The organism is Actinokineospora sp. NBRC 105648, from assembly GCF_030269645.1.
In the GTDB taxonomy this organism is placed as follows: domain Bacteria; phylum Actinomycetota; class Actinomycetes; order Mycobacteriales; family Pseudonocardiaceae; genus Actinokineospora.
In genome coordinates, this window is record NZ_BSTR01000068.1 from 1 (window position 1) to 15980 (window position 15980).

Annotated in this window: 10 protein-coding genes; 4 read left to right on the forward strand and 6 right to left on the reverse strand. The window is 68.6% G+C overall.

Annotation, left to right across the window (positions count from 1 at the left end; genetic code table 11):
• Positions 1-991: 991 nt before the first annotated feature.
• Complete coding sequence (locus QSK30_RS33975) at positions 992-1459, reverse strand: helix-turn-helix domain-containing protein (protein WP_285509333.1); 468 nt, start codon at positions 1457-1459, stop codon at positions 992-994.
• A gap of 89 nt (positions 1460-1548) precedes the next feature.
• On the opposite strand from QSK30_RS33975, the gene QSK30_RS33980 reads away from it, so the two are divergent.
• Entirely contained in the window at positions 1549-1977 is a 429-nt protein-coding gene (locus QSK30_RS33980) for a helix-turn-helix domain-containing protein (protein ID WP_285509335.1), read from the forward strand.
• A 194-nt stretch (positions 1978-2171) separates the two neighbouring features.
• On the opposite strand, the gene QSK30_RS33985 is transcribed toward QSK30_RS33980, so the two are convergent.
• Both QSK30_RS33985 and QSK30_RS33990 read right to left on the reverse strand, forming a co-directional pair.
• Positions 2172-5012, reverse strand: coding sequence for an NACHT domain-containing protein (locus QSK30_RS33985; RefSeq protein WP_285509337.1), 2841 nt, complete (start codon positions 5010-5012; stop codon positions 2172-2174).
• Positions 5013-5588: 576 nt separating this feature from the next.
• Entirely contained in the window at positions 5589-6899 is a 1311-nt protein-coding gene (locus QSK30_RS33990) for an aminotransferase-like domain-containing protein (protein ID WP_285509339.1), read from the reverse strand.
• A gap of 76 nt (positions 6900-6975) precedes the next feature.
• Between QSK30_RS33990 and QSK30_RS33995 the strand changes: the two genes are divergently transcribed.
• On the forward strand, positions 6976-7692 hold the full coding sequence (locus QSK30_RS33995) for an alpha/beta fold hydrolase (RefSeq protein ID WP_285509341.1): 717 nt from the start codon (positions 6976-6978) through the stop codon (positions 7690-7692).
• Between the two features lie 711 nt (positions 7693-8403).
• Here the strand turns inward: QSK30_RS33995 and QSK30_RS34000 are convergent.
• Positions 8404-8847, reverse strand: coding sequence for a very short patch repair endonuclease (locus QSK30_RS34000; protein WP_285509343.1), 444 nt, complete (start codon positions 8845-8847; stop codon positions 8404-8406).
• A gap of 165 nt (positions 8848-9012) precedes the next feature.
• On the opposite strand from QSK30_RS34000, the gene QSK30_RS34005 reads away from it, so the two are divergent.
• Together QSK30_RS34005 and QSK30_RS34010 are read left to right on the forward strand one after the other, a co-directional pair.
• Entirely contained in the window at positions 9013-10893 is a 1881-nt protein-coding gene (locus tag QSK30_RS34005; protein ID WP_285509345.1) for a trypsin-like serine protease, read from the forward strand.
• Between the two features lie 79 nt (positions 10894-10972).
• Positions 10973-11887: a hypothetical protein gene (locus QSK30_RS34010; protein WP_285509347.1), complete on the forward strand. Its 915-nt coding sequence runs from the start codon at positions 10973-10975 to the stop codon at positions 11885-11887.
• A gap of 11 nt (positions 11888-11898) precedes the next feature.
• Here QSK30_RS34010 and QSK30_RS34015 read toward each other — a convergent pair whose 3' ends face one another.
• Positions 11899-13092 carry a hypothetical protein gene (locus tag QSK30_RS34015; protein ID WP_285509349.1) on the reverse strand — a complete coding sequence of 398 codons (1194 nt, stop codon included), beginning with the start codon at positions 13090-13092 and terminating at the stop codon, positions 11899-11901.
• Entirely contained in the window at positions 13089-15977 is a 2889-nt protein-coding gene (locus QSK30_RS34020) for a DEAD/DEAH box helicase (RefSeq protein ID WP_285509351.1), read from the reverse strand. The genes QSK30_RS34015 and QSK30_RS34020 overlap by 4 nt, the downstream gene beginning before the upstream one ends.
• Positions 15978-15980 lie beyond the last annotated feature (3 nt).

The window sequence follows — 15980 nt, forward strand, 5'->3', positions numbered from 1 at the left end:
ACCGACGACGCCGACAACGGAGCCTCGGGCGACTCACCCCAGTCGAGTTTGAGACCATCTACAAGGCCGCTCAGGCGGCTTGAGAACCATCAACCCCGAGTGTCAACCGAACCCGGGGCAGTCCCGGATGGACTCAGGAACGGAGTGCGCGAACCCACCTCACCACCCGCACCACACCACGCCCCGCTGACGCGACAGCCACCAAGCCACGGAAACTCGCCCACCACCACAGAAGCAAGGCCGCCTACGCAGATACCAGCAGCCCCACCACGCGAACGCCCGACCCGGCGACAAGCAAACCCGCAGCGAAGCGGCCGACCCCGCCAGCAACAGCCCCGCTACGACTGCCCGATCTTTGCAGACAAGCCCACCGCACCCGGAGCGACCGCTCCCGCTGGTGCCACAGCAGAAAACCGACCCCACCGGTACCCGACGGAAGCCCGACCACTGGTACTGCAGCAACTCTCCGACCCACTGGTACCGCAGCAGGTCCCCAACCCCGCTGGCTCCGCAGCCGAAGGCTGCCGCCCCCACCAGACCGCAGCGGCAGGCCGACCATGCTGGTATCGCCAGCCCCGCTACGGATGCTCGATCTAGTGGACTCGCTTCGTGTGGGGGGAGAGCACCGCTAAACTTGCCTGGTAGTGGGGATGCCCTTCACCCCACGCTTTTCCCCACCGCGGTGCTCTAGGGGCCCCACACGAAGTGAGTTCACTAGATCGAGCCCCGCTTGTAACCCGGGCAACGAAGACGGCAACACCGAGGCGGGCCCTGGATCAAGCCCCGGCCGAACGCCAGCCAACACAAGGCCGCAAAGCTCACCGAACACACGAAGCCCAACGACTTCGAGCCCCCAAGACCCACCAGCCCAAGAGCAGCCCCCGATTTAATCCTCCCAGACGGCACCGACAAACCCGGTCCACCCAGCAGCACCTGTCCACAGCTCAGCAACACCTATCCACAGCGCGGACAGCACACGATCGGGTGAACCTCAGTCCTTGCCCTTGGCCTTCTCACGGGCGTGGTGCCGGTACGCCTCCGCCGTCGTCGGTGACTCGTCGTCGGCGTCCGCGGCGTCGGTGAAGGCCATGATCAGGTCGACCACCGCCTGCCGTTGCCCGTCGGTCAGCCGCATCACCAGCTCCCGCACCTCCGTGACGGTGGCCGTCGGCCTGCCCGCCCGGGCGGGTTCGTAGCGGGTCGGGTCCAGACCCGCGAGCTCCAGCGCCTCCTTGGGCTCCACACCCACGGCGAGTGCGGCGTTGATCACCGTGTCCGCCTTGGGCCGGAAGGGCTTGCGGTCCGCGCGCCGACCGCTCTCGAGCTGCTGCCACGACGTCCGGGAGAAGCGCGCCTTCTGCGCCGCGTCCTCCTGTGACCAGCCCTTGCCGTCCCGTGCCTGCCGCAAGACTTCGCCGAGTGGCCAAGAGGTCTTGTCTTCGCCTTTCCGCCCGGTCATGGCGCAGATAATCCCGCACGCCAAGCGATAGCGCGGTAACGAAACGCCCGCTGTTGTCAGTTGCTGATAGTTTCTCTAATGTGTGCTACATGCCCATCACCGACCTGCCGCTGCGCCGCCGCACCCTGGGCAGGCTCCTGAGCCACGGCATCCGCACCGTGGACGACCTGGTCACCCACAGCGGGACCGAGCTGCTCCGAATCCGCTCGTTCGGCCCAGTCGCCCTGGCCGACGTCACCGCCGCCCTCACCGACCGGGGCCTGGCCCTCGCCGACAAACCGGACCACCGCGACCCGTGGTCCCAGCTGCGCACCCTGCGCGTGCGCGGCGGACACACCCTGACCTCCCTGGCCCACGAGACCGGCTACTCGCACCAATACCTCTCGATGCTCGAACGAGGCCTGCGCAAACCGACCACCACCGCCCTAACCCGGATCGCCGCGGCCCTGAGCCAACCCGTCACCGCACTGACCGCCACCAACCATCCACAATGGACTATTACGCGGAGCTGCCGCTGATGGGACCGCGTTCCGCGTAATCGGCCACCGGTGCGGGCGGTGCGCACCGGCATCAGGGCGAGCTGGCTGCCGCGTCGGGGCAGCTGGGCACCGAGCACGCGGTGCGGCGCAGGCTGGTGGAGAACCCGGTGACGCTGCACGCCGACCTGCCCCGGGCCGAGGCCGAGTGGCTGCTGCGCGGGCAGCGCCGGGCCTTATCCGACGGCCACGGTGACCATCTCGGGCATGGGCGCCAGCCCCTGGTCACGCCGCTGCAGCAGGGTGACCGCGAGTGCGAGGTCGAGGAATACCGCGCCGAGTGCGGGGACGCCCCGCGCCCGCAACTCCAGGCAGGTGAGCAGCGCCATGACCCGGATCGCGGCCGCCCTCTGCTGGGTGAGCCCGACCTGGCCCGCGAACACCGGACCGGCTACGCGCTCGAGGTAGCCGAGTACGCGCGACGCCCAAGAGTTCCCGCCGACCGCGGCGATGACCGCAGGCTTTCCCGCGACGACCTGGTCCATTACCGAGTCCAGGTCGGTGGCACTCCCCGCCCGAACCAGATTCTTGACCGCGTCGGCCAGGTTGGTGAACACGTTGTCGGTGAACTCCGCAAGTCTGGTGCCGTGTTTCAGCTCACGGACCGCCCGGTACACCAACTGGTCGAGCACTACGGGCAGGTAAATGGCGCGCTCGTCCTCGAACGCCAGAAGGCTGGCGATGCCGTACTCCAGCCCCTTCAGGCGATTGCCAGTGATGAGGTCGTTCAAGCGGTAGGCGACCTCGACCCGGTCGCGGTGGGCGCCCTGCGAGACCTGGTAGTTCCGGGTGAGGCTGACGATCACGAAATCGGCTAGCGTCAGTGCCGCGTCCAATCCCGGGTGCCGCGGCACGAGGATCGAGAGCAGCTTGTGCAGCTCCCGGGCCGTTTTGGTAGCCCTACCCCGCCACTTGACCAGGGCACTCGGCACGACCGCCGTGACTGGGTTGAGCACCTCGCTCAGCGTGCCGACCAGCTGGCTCGACACCTGGACGGCGATGAGGATGGCGACGCGATCCAGCGCGTTCGCGGAGCTGCGCAGATCGTCGAGGCAGTACTGGACGAGCACCGTCCCGCTGACTGAATGCGGGTGCACAGCACCCTGGCGGTTCGACCAGAGGACCAACCGCCCGCGGGTATCGTCGGTTGTGGCCCACAGCAACAGGTCGTCCGGCTCCGGAACGACGGTCTCCAGCGCCCGTCCCACGAACGGATCATCCAGTTCGGCGGTGGTCGGCAACCGGTAGCGGCCGGAGCTGCCGGTAATCTCGTTTACCCAGCCGATGAACCCGACCGCCTCCCTGCCGAGCATGCCCTGGGCGGGGCTGGTCTCGCTCGCCCCGTCCTCCGAATCGGTCTCGTGTGGGTGCGCGCGCATCGTCTGCTGCTGGTAGAGCCGATACATGGCGGCGGTGAGGAATTGGGTGCACACGCGCGACCGGGTGCTGGTCGACACGAAGTGGCGGAAGTGCCGAGCGATCAACACCCCGGTCATGAGCTGGCGAACGCGGAACTCGGAGAACAGGTCCGAGGCTGACCGCGTCAAGTCGTCCAACCTCGCCCGGAGGTCGGGATCGACATCGCCGTCCTGCTCGACGCAGTCGAACGCGAGCGCGAGCGCCGTGACGCTGCCGGAGGTAATGCAGGCGTTGATCACCCGATCGGCGTCGGCTCGGCTGGCGTAGAGGATCGCGGTCTCCCGCCACCAGATGTCGTCCACGTTCTCGACCAAGACGTCCACGCGGCCCTTGCTCTGGATGTACGCCGACGCAAGGTACTCCTGGAATGTGTGGTGGCAGAACGAGAACACCTCCGCCTCGCGCTCAATGAGCAGGCCGTTGACACCCAGGTCATCGAGGAACTCCTCGGCGGAGAGGTCTTTGGACAGCCGGCGCATGGACGGCCGCAACGCGCCGAGTACCTTGGCCTTCGGCAGGTCGCGCACGCGCTGTTCCATCATGGTGAAGGCCAACTTCTGTAGCAGGGTCTCCCGCTTATCACCGCGCAGCGCCACCGTGAGCTTCTTCGCCTCTTGGCGCCGCCACAGCATGACCTGGCAGATCTCGCCGTAGAGCTCGACCCGGCTGCCCGGCAACGCGCCGCGGTGCCGGTGCACGTTCACAATCATGGTCAGCAGCAAGGGGTTCGCAGTCAGATCGGCCAAGCCAACCGAGTTCTTGAGCCGGTCGAGCAGATCATCGGCCCCGGTCTGAAAGCTGCCCGTCGACTCGTCGTCATCCTCACTGTTGCCCATTCCGTGTCGTTCGACCGCCTCGTACCAGCGGTGGACGAACAACTTGACCTGCTCCTCGGAGAACGGTTGGACCTGCACCACGGTCGCCCCGTCGATCGGCGTCGTGCGGTAGCCGTGCGGCCGGGAGGTGATGACGAAGTCATTCTTGGCATAGCGCGTGGTCTGCACCTCGATCCACTCCGCCACCGCCTTGCGGTGCTCCGGCAGTGCGATCTCGTCGAGGCCGTCAAGGAAAACGACGCAGTCACCACTCTGCAAGCGCTGCTCGAACCACCCGAGTGGCACGACCAGGCTATTCTGGGTCAGGCTGTGCGTTAGCAGAGAAGCGAGGCCGTCCTGCGGGGTGCTGATGATCCACCGCACGTGGTCGCGCAGGAACAACAGGATCGGTGTGGGTCTGCGCCGCCGTTTCTTCCGCCGACAGATCTTGCGCGTCGTGTGCCGCAACAGCGTGGTCTTACCGCTTCCCGGACTGCCGATCACGGCAACGATCGAGGGACTCTCGTGATCGAGCAAGGTCTCAAGGGAACGCCGGTCGATAGTCTCATGGGGCACCTCCGGCAACAGGTGTCCCTCGATGTTGTGCGCAGCCCGCGGAACCAACCCGACATCGACGAAGACGTCCTCGAGATCAGGCGTGTAGAAGGACTTCGTCGCGAGGCCCTGCAGGTCGACGCGGCGCACACCGGCGCTGACAAAATCCCGGTAGTGCTTGTCGAAACGCGCTGCCTTCCTGGACAGAAACTGGTCAATCGCGGTCACGGTTCTGTCGTGCCACCGGCGACGTAGTTCCTTGAGCACATCTCCGGCGAATGCGAAAACAAGTAATGCGGTCTCATACGCAACCAAGATGCCAGCGGCAAGCAGCACGTTTCCGGCTACAGCGGGCCACCACAACCATCCGGCCGCCGTTGGTGGCGCCGCAGCCGCGACGAGCACTCCGATTCGACCTGACCAACTATTGCCCGCCATCGACCGCCCTGTTCGCCGACTTCGTCACCCGGTGACTCGTGGGCCCCCACCCACGAAACACCATAGTACCGACCTGGAATCGCTGCATGCCGGACGAAACCACGGGAGTCGGCAGTTCTATCAGCCCCAATCCTTCAATTCACCCAATTAGACCAGTCCAGGAAGACGGACCGGTCCACTACGAACGACCAGCGGAGAAGCACGGCTGTCTCGATGTCGCCGTCAGTCACAATTGCCGAGGTGGTAAAACGCCAACCTCGAGGGTCTTGCGGGCACACGTCCACCGCTTGTTCCCCAACCAGGCGGCCCGCGGGTCGACCGCCCACCACGGCCGTCCGCTCTCCGCGAGCCCCGTCCGTGGGGCAGTCAGTCCGGGCCAGGATCGTCCGCTCGAGCGATCCCGGCCAGCCGCTCCAGTGCGGCGGCGAGCACGGGCAACGGCGGCGACGCCAACGCCAGGCGCACTGCGTGTGGTGCACGCGCGGTGCCGATGGCGAACGCGGCGGCAGGGGTGACCGCGATCCCAGACCGGGCGGCGGCCGCGACGAACGTCTCGGCGCGCCACTGTGCGGGCAGCACCCACCAGCAGTGGTAGGCGCGGGGATCAGCCCGGACGTCGAACCCGGCCAACTTGTCGGCCACGATCTCCTGACGGCGCAGCGCATCCGCGCGCTTGTCCGCGCGGAGCCGGTCGGCGACCCCACCGGTGATCCACCCGGTCGCGGCGGCCAGCGCGAACCGCTGCGGTCCCCAGCCGCCGGATCGGATGGCGGAGATGACCCGGTCGCGCGACCGGGTGACCGCGAACCCGAGACTCAGCCCTGGCGCGAGCCGCTTGGACAGGCTGTCAACGAGGACCGAGTTGTCCGGCAGCAGTGCCGACAGCGGCGGATCATCGTGCAGGAAGCCGTAGATGGTGTCCTCGACGAGAGGGATTTCCCTGCTGCGCAGGACTTCTGACACCTCTTGCCGCCGGCGCGCGCTCATCGAGACCCCGAGCGGGTTTTGCAGCGCGGGTTGCAGGTAGACGGCCTTGACCGGCCCGGCGGCTCGAAGTGCGGCAGGAGTCACGCCCTCGTCGTCCATCGCCAACGGCACCAGGTTGATCGCCAACCGCGCCGCGATCCCCTTGACGACCGCGTAGGTCATCTCCTCCACCCCGAGTCGCTCGCCCGGCGGCACCAGCGCCGCGAGCACCCCGGCGATCGCTTGCCTGCCGTTGCCCGCGAAGAGCACGTCATCGGCGTCCGGCCGCCATCCGCCGCGCGCCAAAAGCCCGGCGGCAGCCCGCCGCGCCTCCAGTGTCCCCGCGGGCCCGGTCGCCCTGATGGCATCGGCCATCGCATCCGGCCGCAACGTCGCCCGCAGGCCCTCGGCCAAGATCGCGGCGTGCTCAGGCAGCACCGGGAAGTTCAGCTCAAGATCCACCGCGGCAGCGGCGGGCTCCCCCAAGACCACCTCCCCCGCTGCCATCCCCGCGCGGACGAACGTCCCCCGCCCCACCTCCCCGACCACCAGCCCACGCCGCGCCAACTCCGCGTACACCCGAGACGCAGTCGACACCGCGATCCCCCGCCGCCGCGCGAACTGCCGCTGCGTCGGTAGTTGCTCACCGGCCCGCAACACACCCCGCGCGATGTCCTCGGCCACTTGGTCGGCCACTTGGCGATAATCCATTTGATTGCTCCGAGGGCATTGTTTTCATTGCCCTGAGATTATGACCTCGCTAGCCTGGGTCGCACAAGGAGGACCCATGCTCTTCATCCACGGACACCCGTTCGACCGCACCATGTGGACACCCCAACTCGACCACTTCGGCGGTACCGCGGTATCACTGCGCGGCTACCGATCGGGCCTCCCCGCCACCGGCACGACACCCTTCTCGACCTTCGCACACGACGTGGCGGGGCTGGTCCCGCCCGGGAAACCTGTCGTCCTGTGTGGACTTTCCATGGGCGGCCAGATCGCCATGGAATTCCACCGCCTGTACCCCGACCGAGTCCGAGCCCTGATCTTGGCCGACACAACAGCGCTGCCCGAAACCCCGGAAAGCCGCACCGCCCGACTGGACACAGCAGACCGACTGCGCCGAGAGGGAATCGAGCCATACGCGCGCGAGGTGCTGGACCGAATGGTGCTACCGAGGAATGCGGAGGCCTCGGAGTTCGTACTGGAGATGATGCTGCGAGCACCGGCAATGGGGGCGGCGGCAGCGCAACGAGGACGGGCGGACAGGCCGGACTACCGGGAGAGCTTGATGGCCAACCCGGTACCGACACTGGTGATCGTGGGGGACCAGGACAGCTACACACCGGTCGAAGAGGCAGCGCAGATACCGGCGACGAAGCTGGTAGTCATCGAGGATGCGGCCCACCTGCCCAACTTGGAACAACCGGCCAGCTTCAACCAGGCACTGGCAGACTTCCTGAGCGAACAAGAAATCCCGCACCCACTCCGACCAATCCCTTGATCCTTTAATCCCTCGGTCTCTTAGTCCCTAAATCTCTAAATCTCTAATCTCTAAATGTCGAGCCCGCTGGTACGCAGCACCCGTTACGTTTGTGCTCGATTGGGTGGACTGCCTTCGTGTGGGGGGAGAGTGCCGCTAAACTTGCCGGTGGTGGGGAATGCCCTTCACCCGCCCTTTTATCTCCACCGCGGTGCTCTAGGGGCCCCGCGCGAAGGCAGTCCAGCCAATCGAGCCCCACTCTTACTCGGGCAGCTCGGACGGCGTGCCGCACACCGACCTACGGTCGACCTCGGTGGCGGCTCATCGCTGGGGCTGCCCGAGGAAAAGATAGGGGGCTCGATCTAGTGAACTCACTTCGCGCGGGGCCCCTAGAGCACCGCGGTGGTGAAAAAAGGGCGGGTGAAGGGCATTCCCTACCACCGGCAAGTTTAGCGGTACTCCTCCCCCACACGAAGCGAGTCCACTAGATCGAGCATCCGTAGCGGGGCCGGCGGAACCAGCGGGTCGGCCTCACCGCTGCGGTACCAGCGGGGCGGTGGCGCGGCAGGTCGCCGACCTTCCTGTCCGGTCGGCAGCTCTGCATCGCCGGCGCCGACCCACGGCGGAACCAGACAAGCGCCTCTCGTAGATTGTTGAACAATCCTATGATTCTACGTGTGAACTTTGGGATTGTTCAACAAGAGTCCGGACTGGGTGTTCAGCGTGTCCGGACTACACAGTGGCGGGACCGTCAGTGCTTGGCCGGGCTTGGGTGCGCAGTTGCAGGACCACATCGCGGACCCGGGCGGCGGCTGCGGCTGGGTCGTCGTGCTCCCAGACCCGGACCACCGTCCAGCCCTCTTCGGCCAGTCGCGCGTCGGTGTCGCGGTCTCGGCGCTGGTTGGTCTCGATCTTGGTCCGCCAGAATTCGGCGTTGCGGCGGGGCCAGGTCGCGTGGTCAGGGCAGCCGTGCCAGAAACAACCGTCTACGAAGACCGCGACGCGGGTGGGGCCGAAGACCACGTCGGCCTCCCTGCGGACCGCGCGGACCGGTCTGCGGTGCACCCGGTAGCGCAGGCCCAGCGCGTGCAGGTGCCTGCGCAGGGCGACCTCGATGCGGGTGTCCCGCGACCGCTGCCTGCTCATCCGCGAGCGCGTCTCGTCGGTGCTCTCCACAACCCCGCCTTCCACCCGCGTTTCCGCAGGTGAGGATTAAGTTCCGTACCCCTACGGATACCGACCCTGATTGTTCCTCACCGGGCGTCACCCGAAAGTGACCTGCAGCGAACCGCCGCCGTCCCTGCCTAGAGGCGAGCGTTCCTGATCCGGAAAGGAACCATCGTGAAACGAACACCACGGTCCTGGGGTCTGATGGCTCTGGCCGCGGCCACGGTGCTGGTGCCCATCGGCACCACCATCGCGAACGCGGCCGAGTCGACCGCTGGTAGCCCGGCCAACGCCCCAGCGGCGAACTACGAGGGCTCCACTGTCCCGACCAACCTCGGCGATGTGTCCCCGTCGTTCGTCGGCGGCCAGGACGCCACCGTGAGCGAGTTCCCTGGCATCATCGCGGGCATCCGCGCGGGCGGTCCCCGGCCCGAGGGTGAGACCTGCACCGGCACCGTCGTGGCACCGCGCAAGATCCTGATCGCCGCGCACTGCGCCGACGCCGAGGGCGAGAAGAAGTTCGTCTACGGCCTCAACGACCTCAAGGACTACAAGGGCGGCAGCGGGTCCGGCTTCGCCGTCGGTGTGGTCAGCTACAAGAAGCACCCGAAGTACGTGAACTTCGACCAGGGCTACGACGTCGCGGTCGTCACGGTGGACAAGGACATCGCCCTGCAGGGCGGTGCCGCGTACCCGAAGTTCGCCACCTCCGCCGACGCGGGCGGCGCGTCCCCGGGCAAGAGCGGCCAGGGCTTCGGCTACGGCAAGAAGGACTTCAACGACACCTCGTTCGACGCCACCCTCGACAAGGCCACCCTGCCGGTCGTCGACGGCGCGTCGGTCTGCACCGGTGTCGGCGCGGGCTTCAAGGCCGCGTACATGATCTGCGCGGGCTACTCCGACGGCCGCGTCACCATCCTGCCCGGCGACAGCGGTGGCCCGCTGGTCGTCGACGGCAAGATCTACGGCGTCGCGTCCTGGAGCCGCTCGGACTTCAAGTGGTACTCCGTCTACGGCCGCCTCGACAACGAGATGGGCGACTGGGTCAAGTCGGAGGTCGGCACCGTCGACCCGCCGACCGGTGACTTCGGCGTCACCGTCAACCCGACCTCCGGCTCGGTCGCGGCGGGCAAGTACCTCTCCGCCACGGTCAACACCACCGCGGGCTCGGGCGGCGCGGAGAACGCCACCCTCTCGGCCACCGGCCTGCCCAGCGGCGTGAAGGCCGTCTTCCAGCCGACCTCGGTCACCACCGGCACCGCGGCCAAGGTCACCTTCGACGCGGCCACCACCGCGGCGAACGGCACCTACGAGGTGACCATCACCGCCAGCACCTCCAGCGGCAAGACCGCCTCGGGCAAGTTCTCCCTGACGGTCACCGGCGGCGGCGACCCGCAGCCGGGCAACTTCACCCTCTCGGCCTCGCCGAGCAGCGTGAAGGTCGCCAAGGGCAAGTACGTCTCCACCACCATCAACAGCGCCGACGGCACCCGCGGCCAGAAGATCGACCTGACCGCCTCGGGCCTGCCCAGCGGCGTGAAGGCCGTCTTCCAGCCCACCAGCATCACCGCGGGCGGCTCGGCCAAGCTGACCCTGGACGCCTCGGCCACCGCGACCGCGGGCACCAGCAACGTCACCATCACCGGCACCGACGCCAACGGCAAGACGGCCACCACGACCGTCGCGCTGACCGTCGAGGGCAGCACCGAGCCCCCGACCGGCGACGTCACCGTCACCGCGACCCCGGGCTCGGGCAGCGGCTGGCAGGGCCAGCTCATCCAGACCACGGTCAAGGCGAGCGGCGGCACCGGTTCCCTGAAGCTCACCGCCACCGGTGCCCCCACCGGCACCCAGGTGACCTTCAACCCGGCCACCATCGCCCAGAACGGTTCCAGCAACGTCTGGTTCTTCACGAACTTCCAGACGCCTGTCGGCACCTACCCGATCACCATCAAGGCCACCTCGGCCGACGGCAAGACCGGCACCACCACGTTCACGCTCACCGTCACCAAGTTCGGTGCGTACAACGCCGGTCTCAACCGGAGCATGAGCTGATCTGATCGGACAGGGACGGCAGGCCTCCGGAACCGGGGGCCTGCCTTTCCTGCGTTCTTCGCCAAGAGAGGCAGGACCGATGTACCAACGCGTTGGCGAACCAGTGCCGCTGGAGACGTTCCCGACCGTGCTGTCGCGGGCGATCGAGCGCAGCGGGCTGAGCCTGGAGCACCTGCAGCGCAAGCTCGCCGCCGAGAACATCCGGGTGAGCCTCTCGACGCTGAGCTACTGGCGGCGCGGCCGCACCCGCCCGGAGCGCCCGGAGTCCCTGCGGGCGGTCGAGGTCATCGAGGACGTCCTGAAGCTGCCGCGCGGGTACCTGGTGTCGCTGCTCGGCCCGCGCAAGCCGCGCGGGCGCTGGGTGGCCCGGGGCGGCGCGGTCCGGGCGCACGACGTGCTGTGGGACAACACCCTCGGGCTGGCGCCGGTGCTCGCCGAGCTGGACGAGCCCGCCCCCGGCGAGCTGAGCTACCTCAACGTGCACGACCAGCACTTCCTCGACCACCAGGGCCGCGACGTGCGCACCCGGGTGCGGATGCTGGTGCGGTCCGAAGTGGACGGACTGCGGTCGCTGGTGGTGCTGCACCGGGCCGACGAGTCCGACCGGGCGCTGCCGACCCTGCTGGCCTCGACCGGCTGCGCGATGGGCCGGGTGCGCTCGGTGCCGACGAGCCGGTTCACCGTCGGCGAGGTGCTCTTCGACCGGGCACTGGCCGCCGGGCAGACGGCGGTGTTCGAGTACGAGGTCCGCTGGTACGGCCAGGTCCGCGCGACCCGCTACACCCGCGGCTCGCGCCGACCGCTGCGGGACTACCTGGTGGAGGTGAACTTCCACCAGTCGGCCCTGCCGGGGTGGTGCTTCTCCTACACCCAGGAGGGGGTCGACGAGGCGGAGGTGCGCCGGGAGTCGCTGGAACTGGGCGCCTTCGGCGGTGTGCACGCGTCCGCGCAGGGCTCGGAAGCGGCCATCCTGGGCGTGCACTGGGGCTGGTGACGCACTGTCCACTAGGGACTTATGAGTTTGTCCAGCTGGATCACCAAGGACCGGTGGCCGAACTCCCTGGCCAGCTCCCGCACATCGGCCAGGTCCACGACGTCGAGGTCGAGCTGGCGAGCCACGGCGTCCACCAGCACCTCCAGGGCCGACCGGTCGACACGGGACCGGCCGCCCAGGAACGTGTCCACCCGGGTGGTCAACGCGCGGCGACGGGCGGTCAGGTCCGGGCACCACAGTTGGAAGAAGCCGGTGCCGCACATGACGAACGAGCCGAGTTGGTTGATCGGCACCTTGCCGCCGCGAGCGAAGTGCTTGGCGGGTAGCACAACCTGGACCAGACCGCCGGACGTGCGCGCTGAGGGGTACTCGTCCAGGCCCTTGGACCGGAACCAACGCCGGGCGCCCTCCTCGACGTCGCCCACCTTGGCGTCGCGCTCCTCCGTCGCCAGCAGCGCGACCAGATCCGGGGTCTGCTCCACGAGTTCGGACAGGTAGGGCTCCTGCTCCCCCACCTCCTGGTTGTAGGCGAGGTGGTGCACCCGGCCGTCGGTTCCGTTGCCGCGGACCACGTACAACGGCAACAGGACTTGTTCCGGCGGCTCGACCTCCCGCGGGTTGTCGATCCGTTCGGGGAGGTTGAACAGGTCACGGCGCGGGTCGGTCGCCAGCGCGGCGAGGGCGCGGGTGTCGAAGGGGCGCAACGCGACCAGCGCCTGGAACCGCCGATCGGTCTCCATGGCGCTCAGCGGGAGCAGGGTGATCCGGTTCGAATCGTAGTAGGGCCGGGTGAGCGGGCGGGACCCGAACGCGTCGAAGTAGAGCTTGCGGCGGTCCTCCCTGGTGAGCACGTAGCGTTTCTGGTCGCGGACCGAGCGCAGGCCCAGGTCGGTGAGGGTCCAGACGCCACCGGCGTGCCGCAGGTGACCGATGGCGAACAGGGCGCGCAACGCCCGGTCGACCAGGATCGGCTCCAGCGCGAAGAACTCGGCCAGCTCGGCGGTCGTGCGCAGGCCGCCCTCGGCGATGCCGCGACTGAGGTAGCGGTCGATGAGCTCGTAGTCCTGGGCCTCGGTCACGCTCGCCGCGACGGTGACGCTCCAGATCGGCAGCAAGAGGGAGTGGATGCGTTGCGGCGTAACAGATCGGATGAAGGCAGCGTCTTCCAGCGCTCGTTGCTCGGGGTAGGGGAAAAGCTTCTTCACTCGTCGACCTTCGCGTCGATGGCGGTGTAGGGCTGGATGTCGCCGTAGGCGGTGAGGTGGTCGCGCAGCGCCACCAGCAGGTTGCGGAAACCCGTGTCCCGCGCGGTGGTCAGCATGGCCAGGTCACCGACGAGCACGAGCTGCTCCTTGGCCCGGGTGAACGCCACGTTGGCCCGGCGCAGCTCGCTGAGGAAGCCGACGTTCCCGTGCGGGTTGCTGCGGGTGAACCCGTAGAGGATGACGTCGCGCTCACCGCCCTGGAACGAGTCGACCGAGCCGACGTTCAGGGCTGCCTTGCGCTCGTCGCCGATGCGGCGGCCCAACTCCGTTACCACCGCGGCGATCTGCTCCCGGTAGGGCACGATGACCGCCCACTCCCGACCGAGCCGGTCGTAGTACGCGGCCAACTTGATCAGCAGCGCGGCCTCGGCCGGATTGCGGTACCCGCGCTCGTCACCCGTCCGCCGCTCCGGTGCCCGCTCGCGCCGCCGCGCGGCCGGTAGGCCTGATGTGTCCACAAAGGCCAGAGGGCTGGCGAACAGCGGACCGCGGTGCTCGCGTCGCACGGCGGTCACGAGAGTGCCGCGGTAGAACTGGGCGGAGATGAAGCCGGCGATCACCTCGGGCATCCGCCGCTGCCGGGTCAGCGGCACCACGTTGGCCGGGGGCAACCGGTCGACCAGCTGCTCGAGCGCGCTGCGCGCCATCAGGTCGCGCACCACCGGGTCGTCGATCCGCTTGCCCCACTCCGCCACCTCGGAGTCCAGGAACGGCGGCAGCTGCTGGTGGTCACCGACGAGCACGACCCGCCGCGCCCGCACCAGCGGGACCAGGGCGTCGGCCACGGCGATCTGCCCGGCCTCGTCGATGATCGCCACGTCGAAGTCCACCGCGGCCAGCTCCGCGCGCGACGCGGTGCCGATGGCGGTCGCGGCGATGACGTCGGCGTAGCGGACGAGTTCGGGGTGAAGCTGGTCCGTCGCACCGGAGACCTCGGCGCTCCAGTCGGTCAGCAGGCGGGCGCGAGCGGCGAGCAACGGGAGTCGGCCCACGAGCCACTCCCGCAGGGCGATCAGTCCGGCGACGCCCTCGTAGGGCGTGGGGGCCACACCCAGCACCGAGCGCACCGACTCGGCGGCGGCGATCGCGTGGTCCTCGGCCACCGCGAGCGCGCGAGTGGCTTGATCCACTCGCGCTCGCGCGTCGACAACTTCCGGGGCGTGCCGCGTGGCCTCGTCCAGCGCGCGCTCGGCGGCGTCCAGCTCGACCTGAACCCGTTGTCGTTCAACGGAATCGCGAGTGATCTTGGCTGTGCTGGAGTGCAGTCGCCGCTGCCACCACGGCCGCAGCACGCGTGCCCACAACTGCCCCTGATCAGCTCTGGCCAACCACTGCCGGGCGGCGGTTGCGGTGTTCCCGCTTCGCTGTAAAGACTTCACCAGCGCGGCGCACGCGGTTGCCAATTTGTCCATAGTGGACCACTGTAGACCGCCGACTGCTCGCCGTGCCGCGTTCAGAGCGGCCGCGGCGTGGTCGGCCGCCGCCACCGAAGCGGCGTGCGAGTCGAGCCTGCGGCCGAGTTCGTCGGCCCATTTCCCTGCTGTCTCAAGGTCTCCGAAGCTCGACAGCGTGCGCTGGGCGCCGCTGATCACCCGTGCCCGCAGCTCGCTTGCCCGCCGTTCCAACAGGTACGGTCTGCCGTCCTCGGTGACCGCGCCGTCGTTGCCGACCCGGATGACCTCCAGCTCGCGCGGGAGGCGAGCGAGGATGTTGTCCACCGCGCGGTTGGTGTGCGCGGTGACGAGAACCCGTTGTCCACCAATGGCGCACGCGTCCGCGACCGCGCTGATCACCCGGGTCTTCCCGGTGCCGGGCGGGCCGAGGACGACGAGCAGGTCCTCCACCGCGAGCGCCCGGTGGAACGCCACGAGCTGGTCGGGGTCCAGGTCGACGACCGGTTCGGTCTGGGCCGTGGCCATCGGGCGCACCCGGCCGTCGACGAGCCCGGACAGCAGCGCGCCGTTGCGCGCCCGCCGATCGCGCAGCAGCTCGACCGCCTCGCGCTGCTTGGCGAAGGTGATCGTGTTCTGCGTCCGCTCCAGCTCGCCGGTCTGGCTCATCCGCTCCCAGTCGACCGGGTTGTCGAAGCGGACCGTGACCGACCGCTCGGCCACCCGGGTCACCTGACCGCGCTGCTCACGCTCCCCGCGCACCTGCACGTAGGTGTCGCCCGCGGGCACGCGCCCGCCGACCAGCTCGAACTCGTAGACCGCCAACGTGCCGTGCCTGCGCTCCCCCACCGGTTTGACCGCGCGGTACGGGTACGGCGGCTCGGCACCCGCCTCGGCGGTCGTGAGTTCCTGGGTCGCTTCGATCAACCGGCCGACGGAGTCGAGAAAGCCGGTCTCAGCCGCGGCGAGCTCGGCTGGGCCGTGGTCCGCGTTCCGGTCGCGGAGGAGCGCTTGCCATTGCGCGTCAACGGTCTCCCACTGCGCGTTCGCCGTGGGCGGGAGGTCGCGCAAGGCGAGGACCCTGCGCCAGCCAGGTGAGCGCACGAGCAGGCAGCCCTGGGACAGCCGGTGGTGATCGCGGACCCGCAGCGGGTCTACCGAGACGAGCAGGTAGCCGCCCCGGTTCCTGGTGGGGAACGCGCGGGCCACCCAGGCGCGGCCGTGCAGCAGCAAACTCGGGTCGCCGCCGGTCTTGTGCGACTTCTGCACGGTCACCGGGACACCGTCGGCGCGCTCGTTGAGCTGCCCGGTGAGTTCGTCGACACCGCCCGGCAGGCCGGGGTGGACGGCGGCCTTCTCCCACAGCTGGGTGTGCAGCGTGTTGGAAGGCACGAGGTGCAGCAGACCCGGCAGACTCACCGTCCGGAACGACAAGGG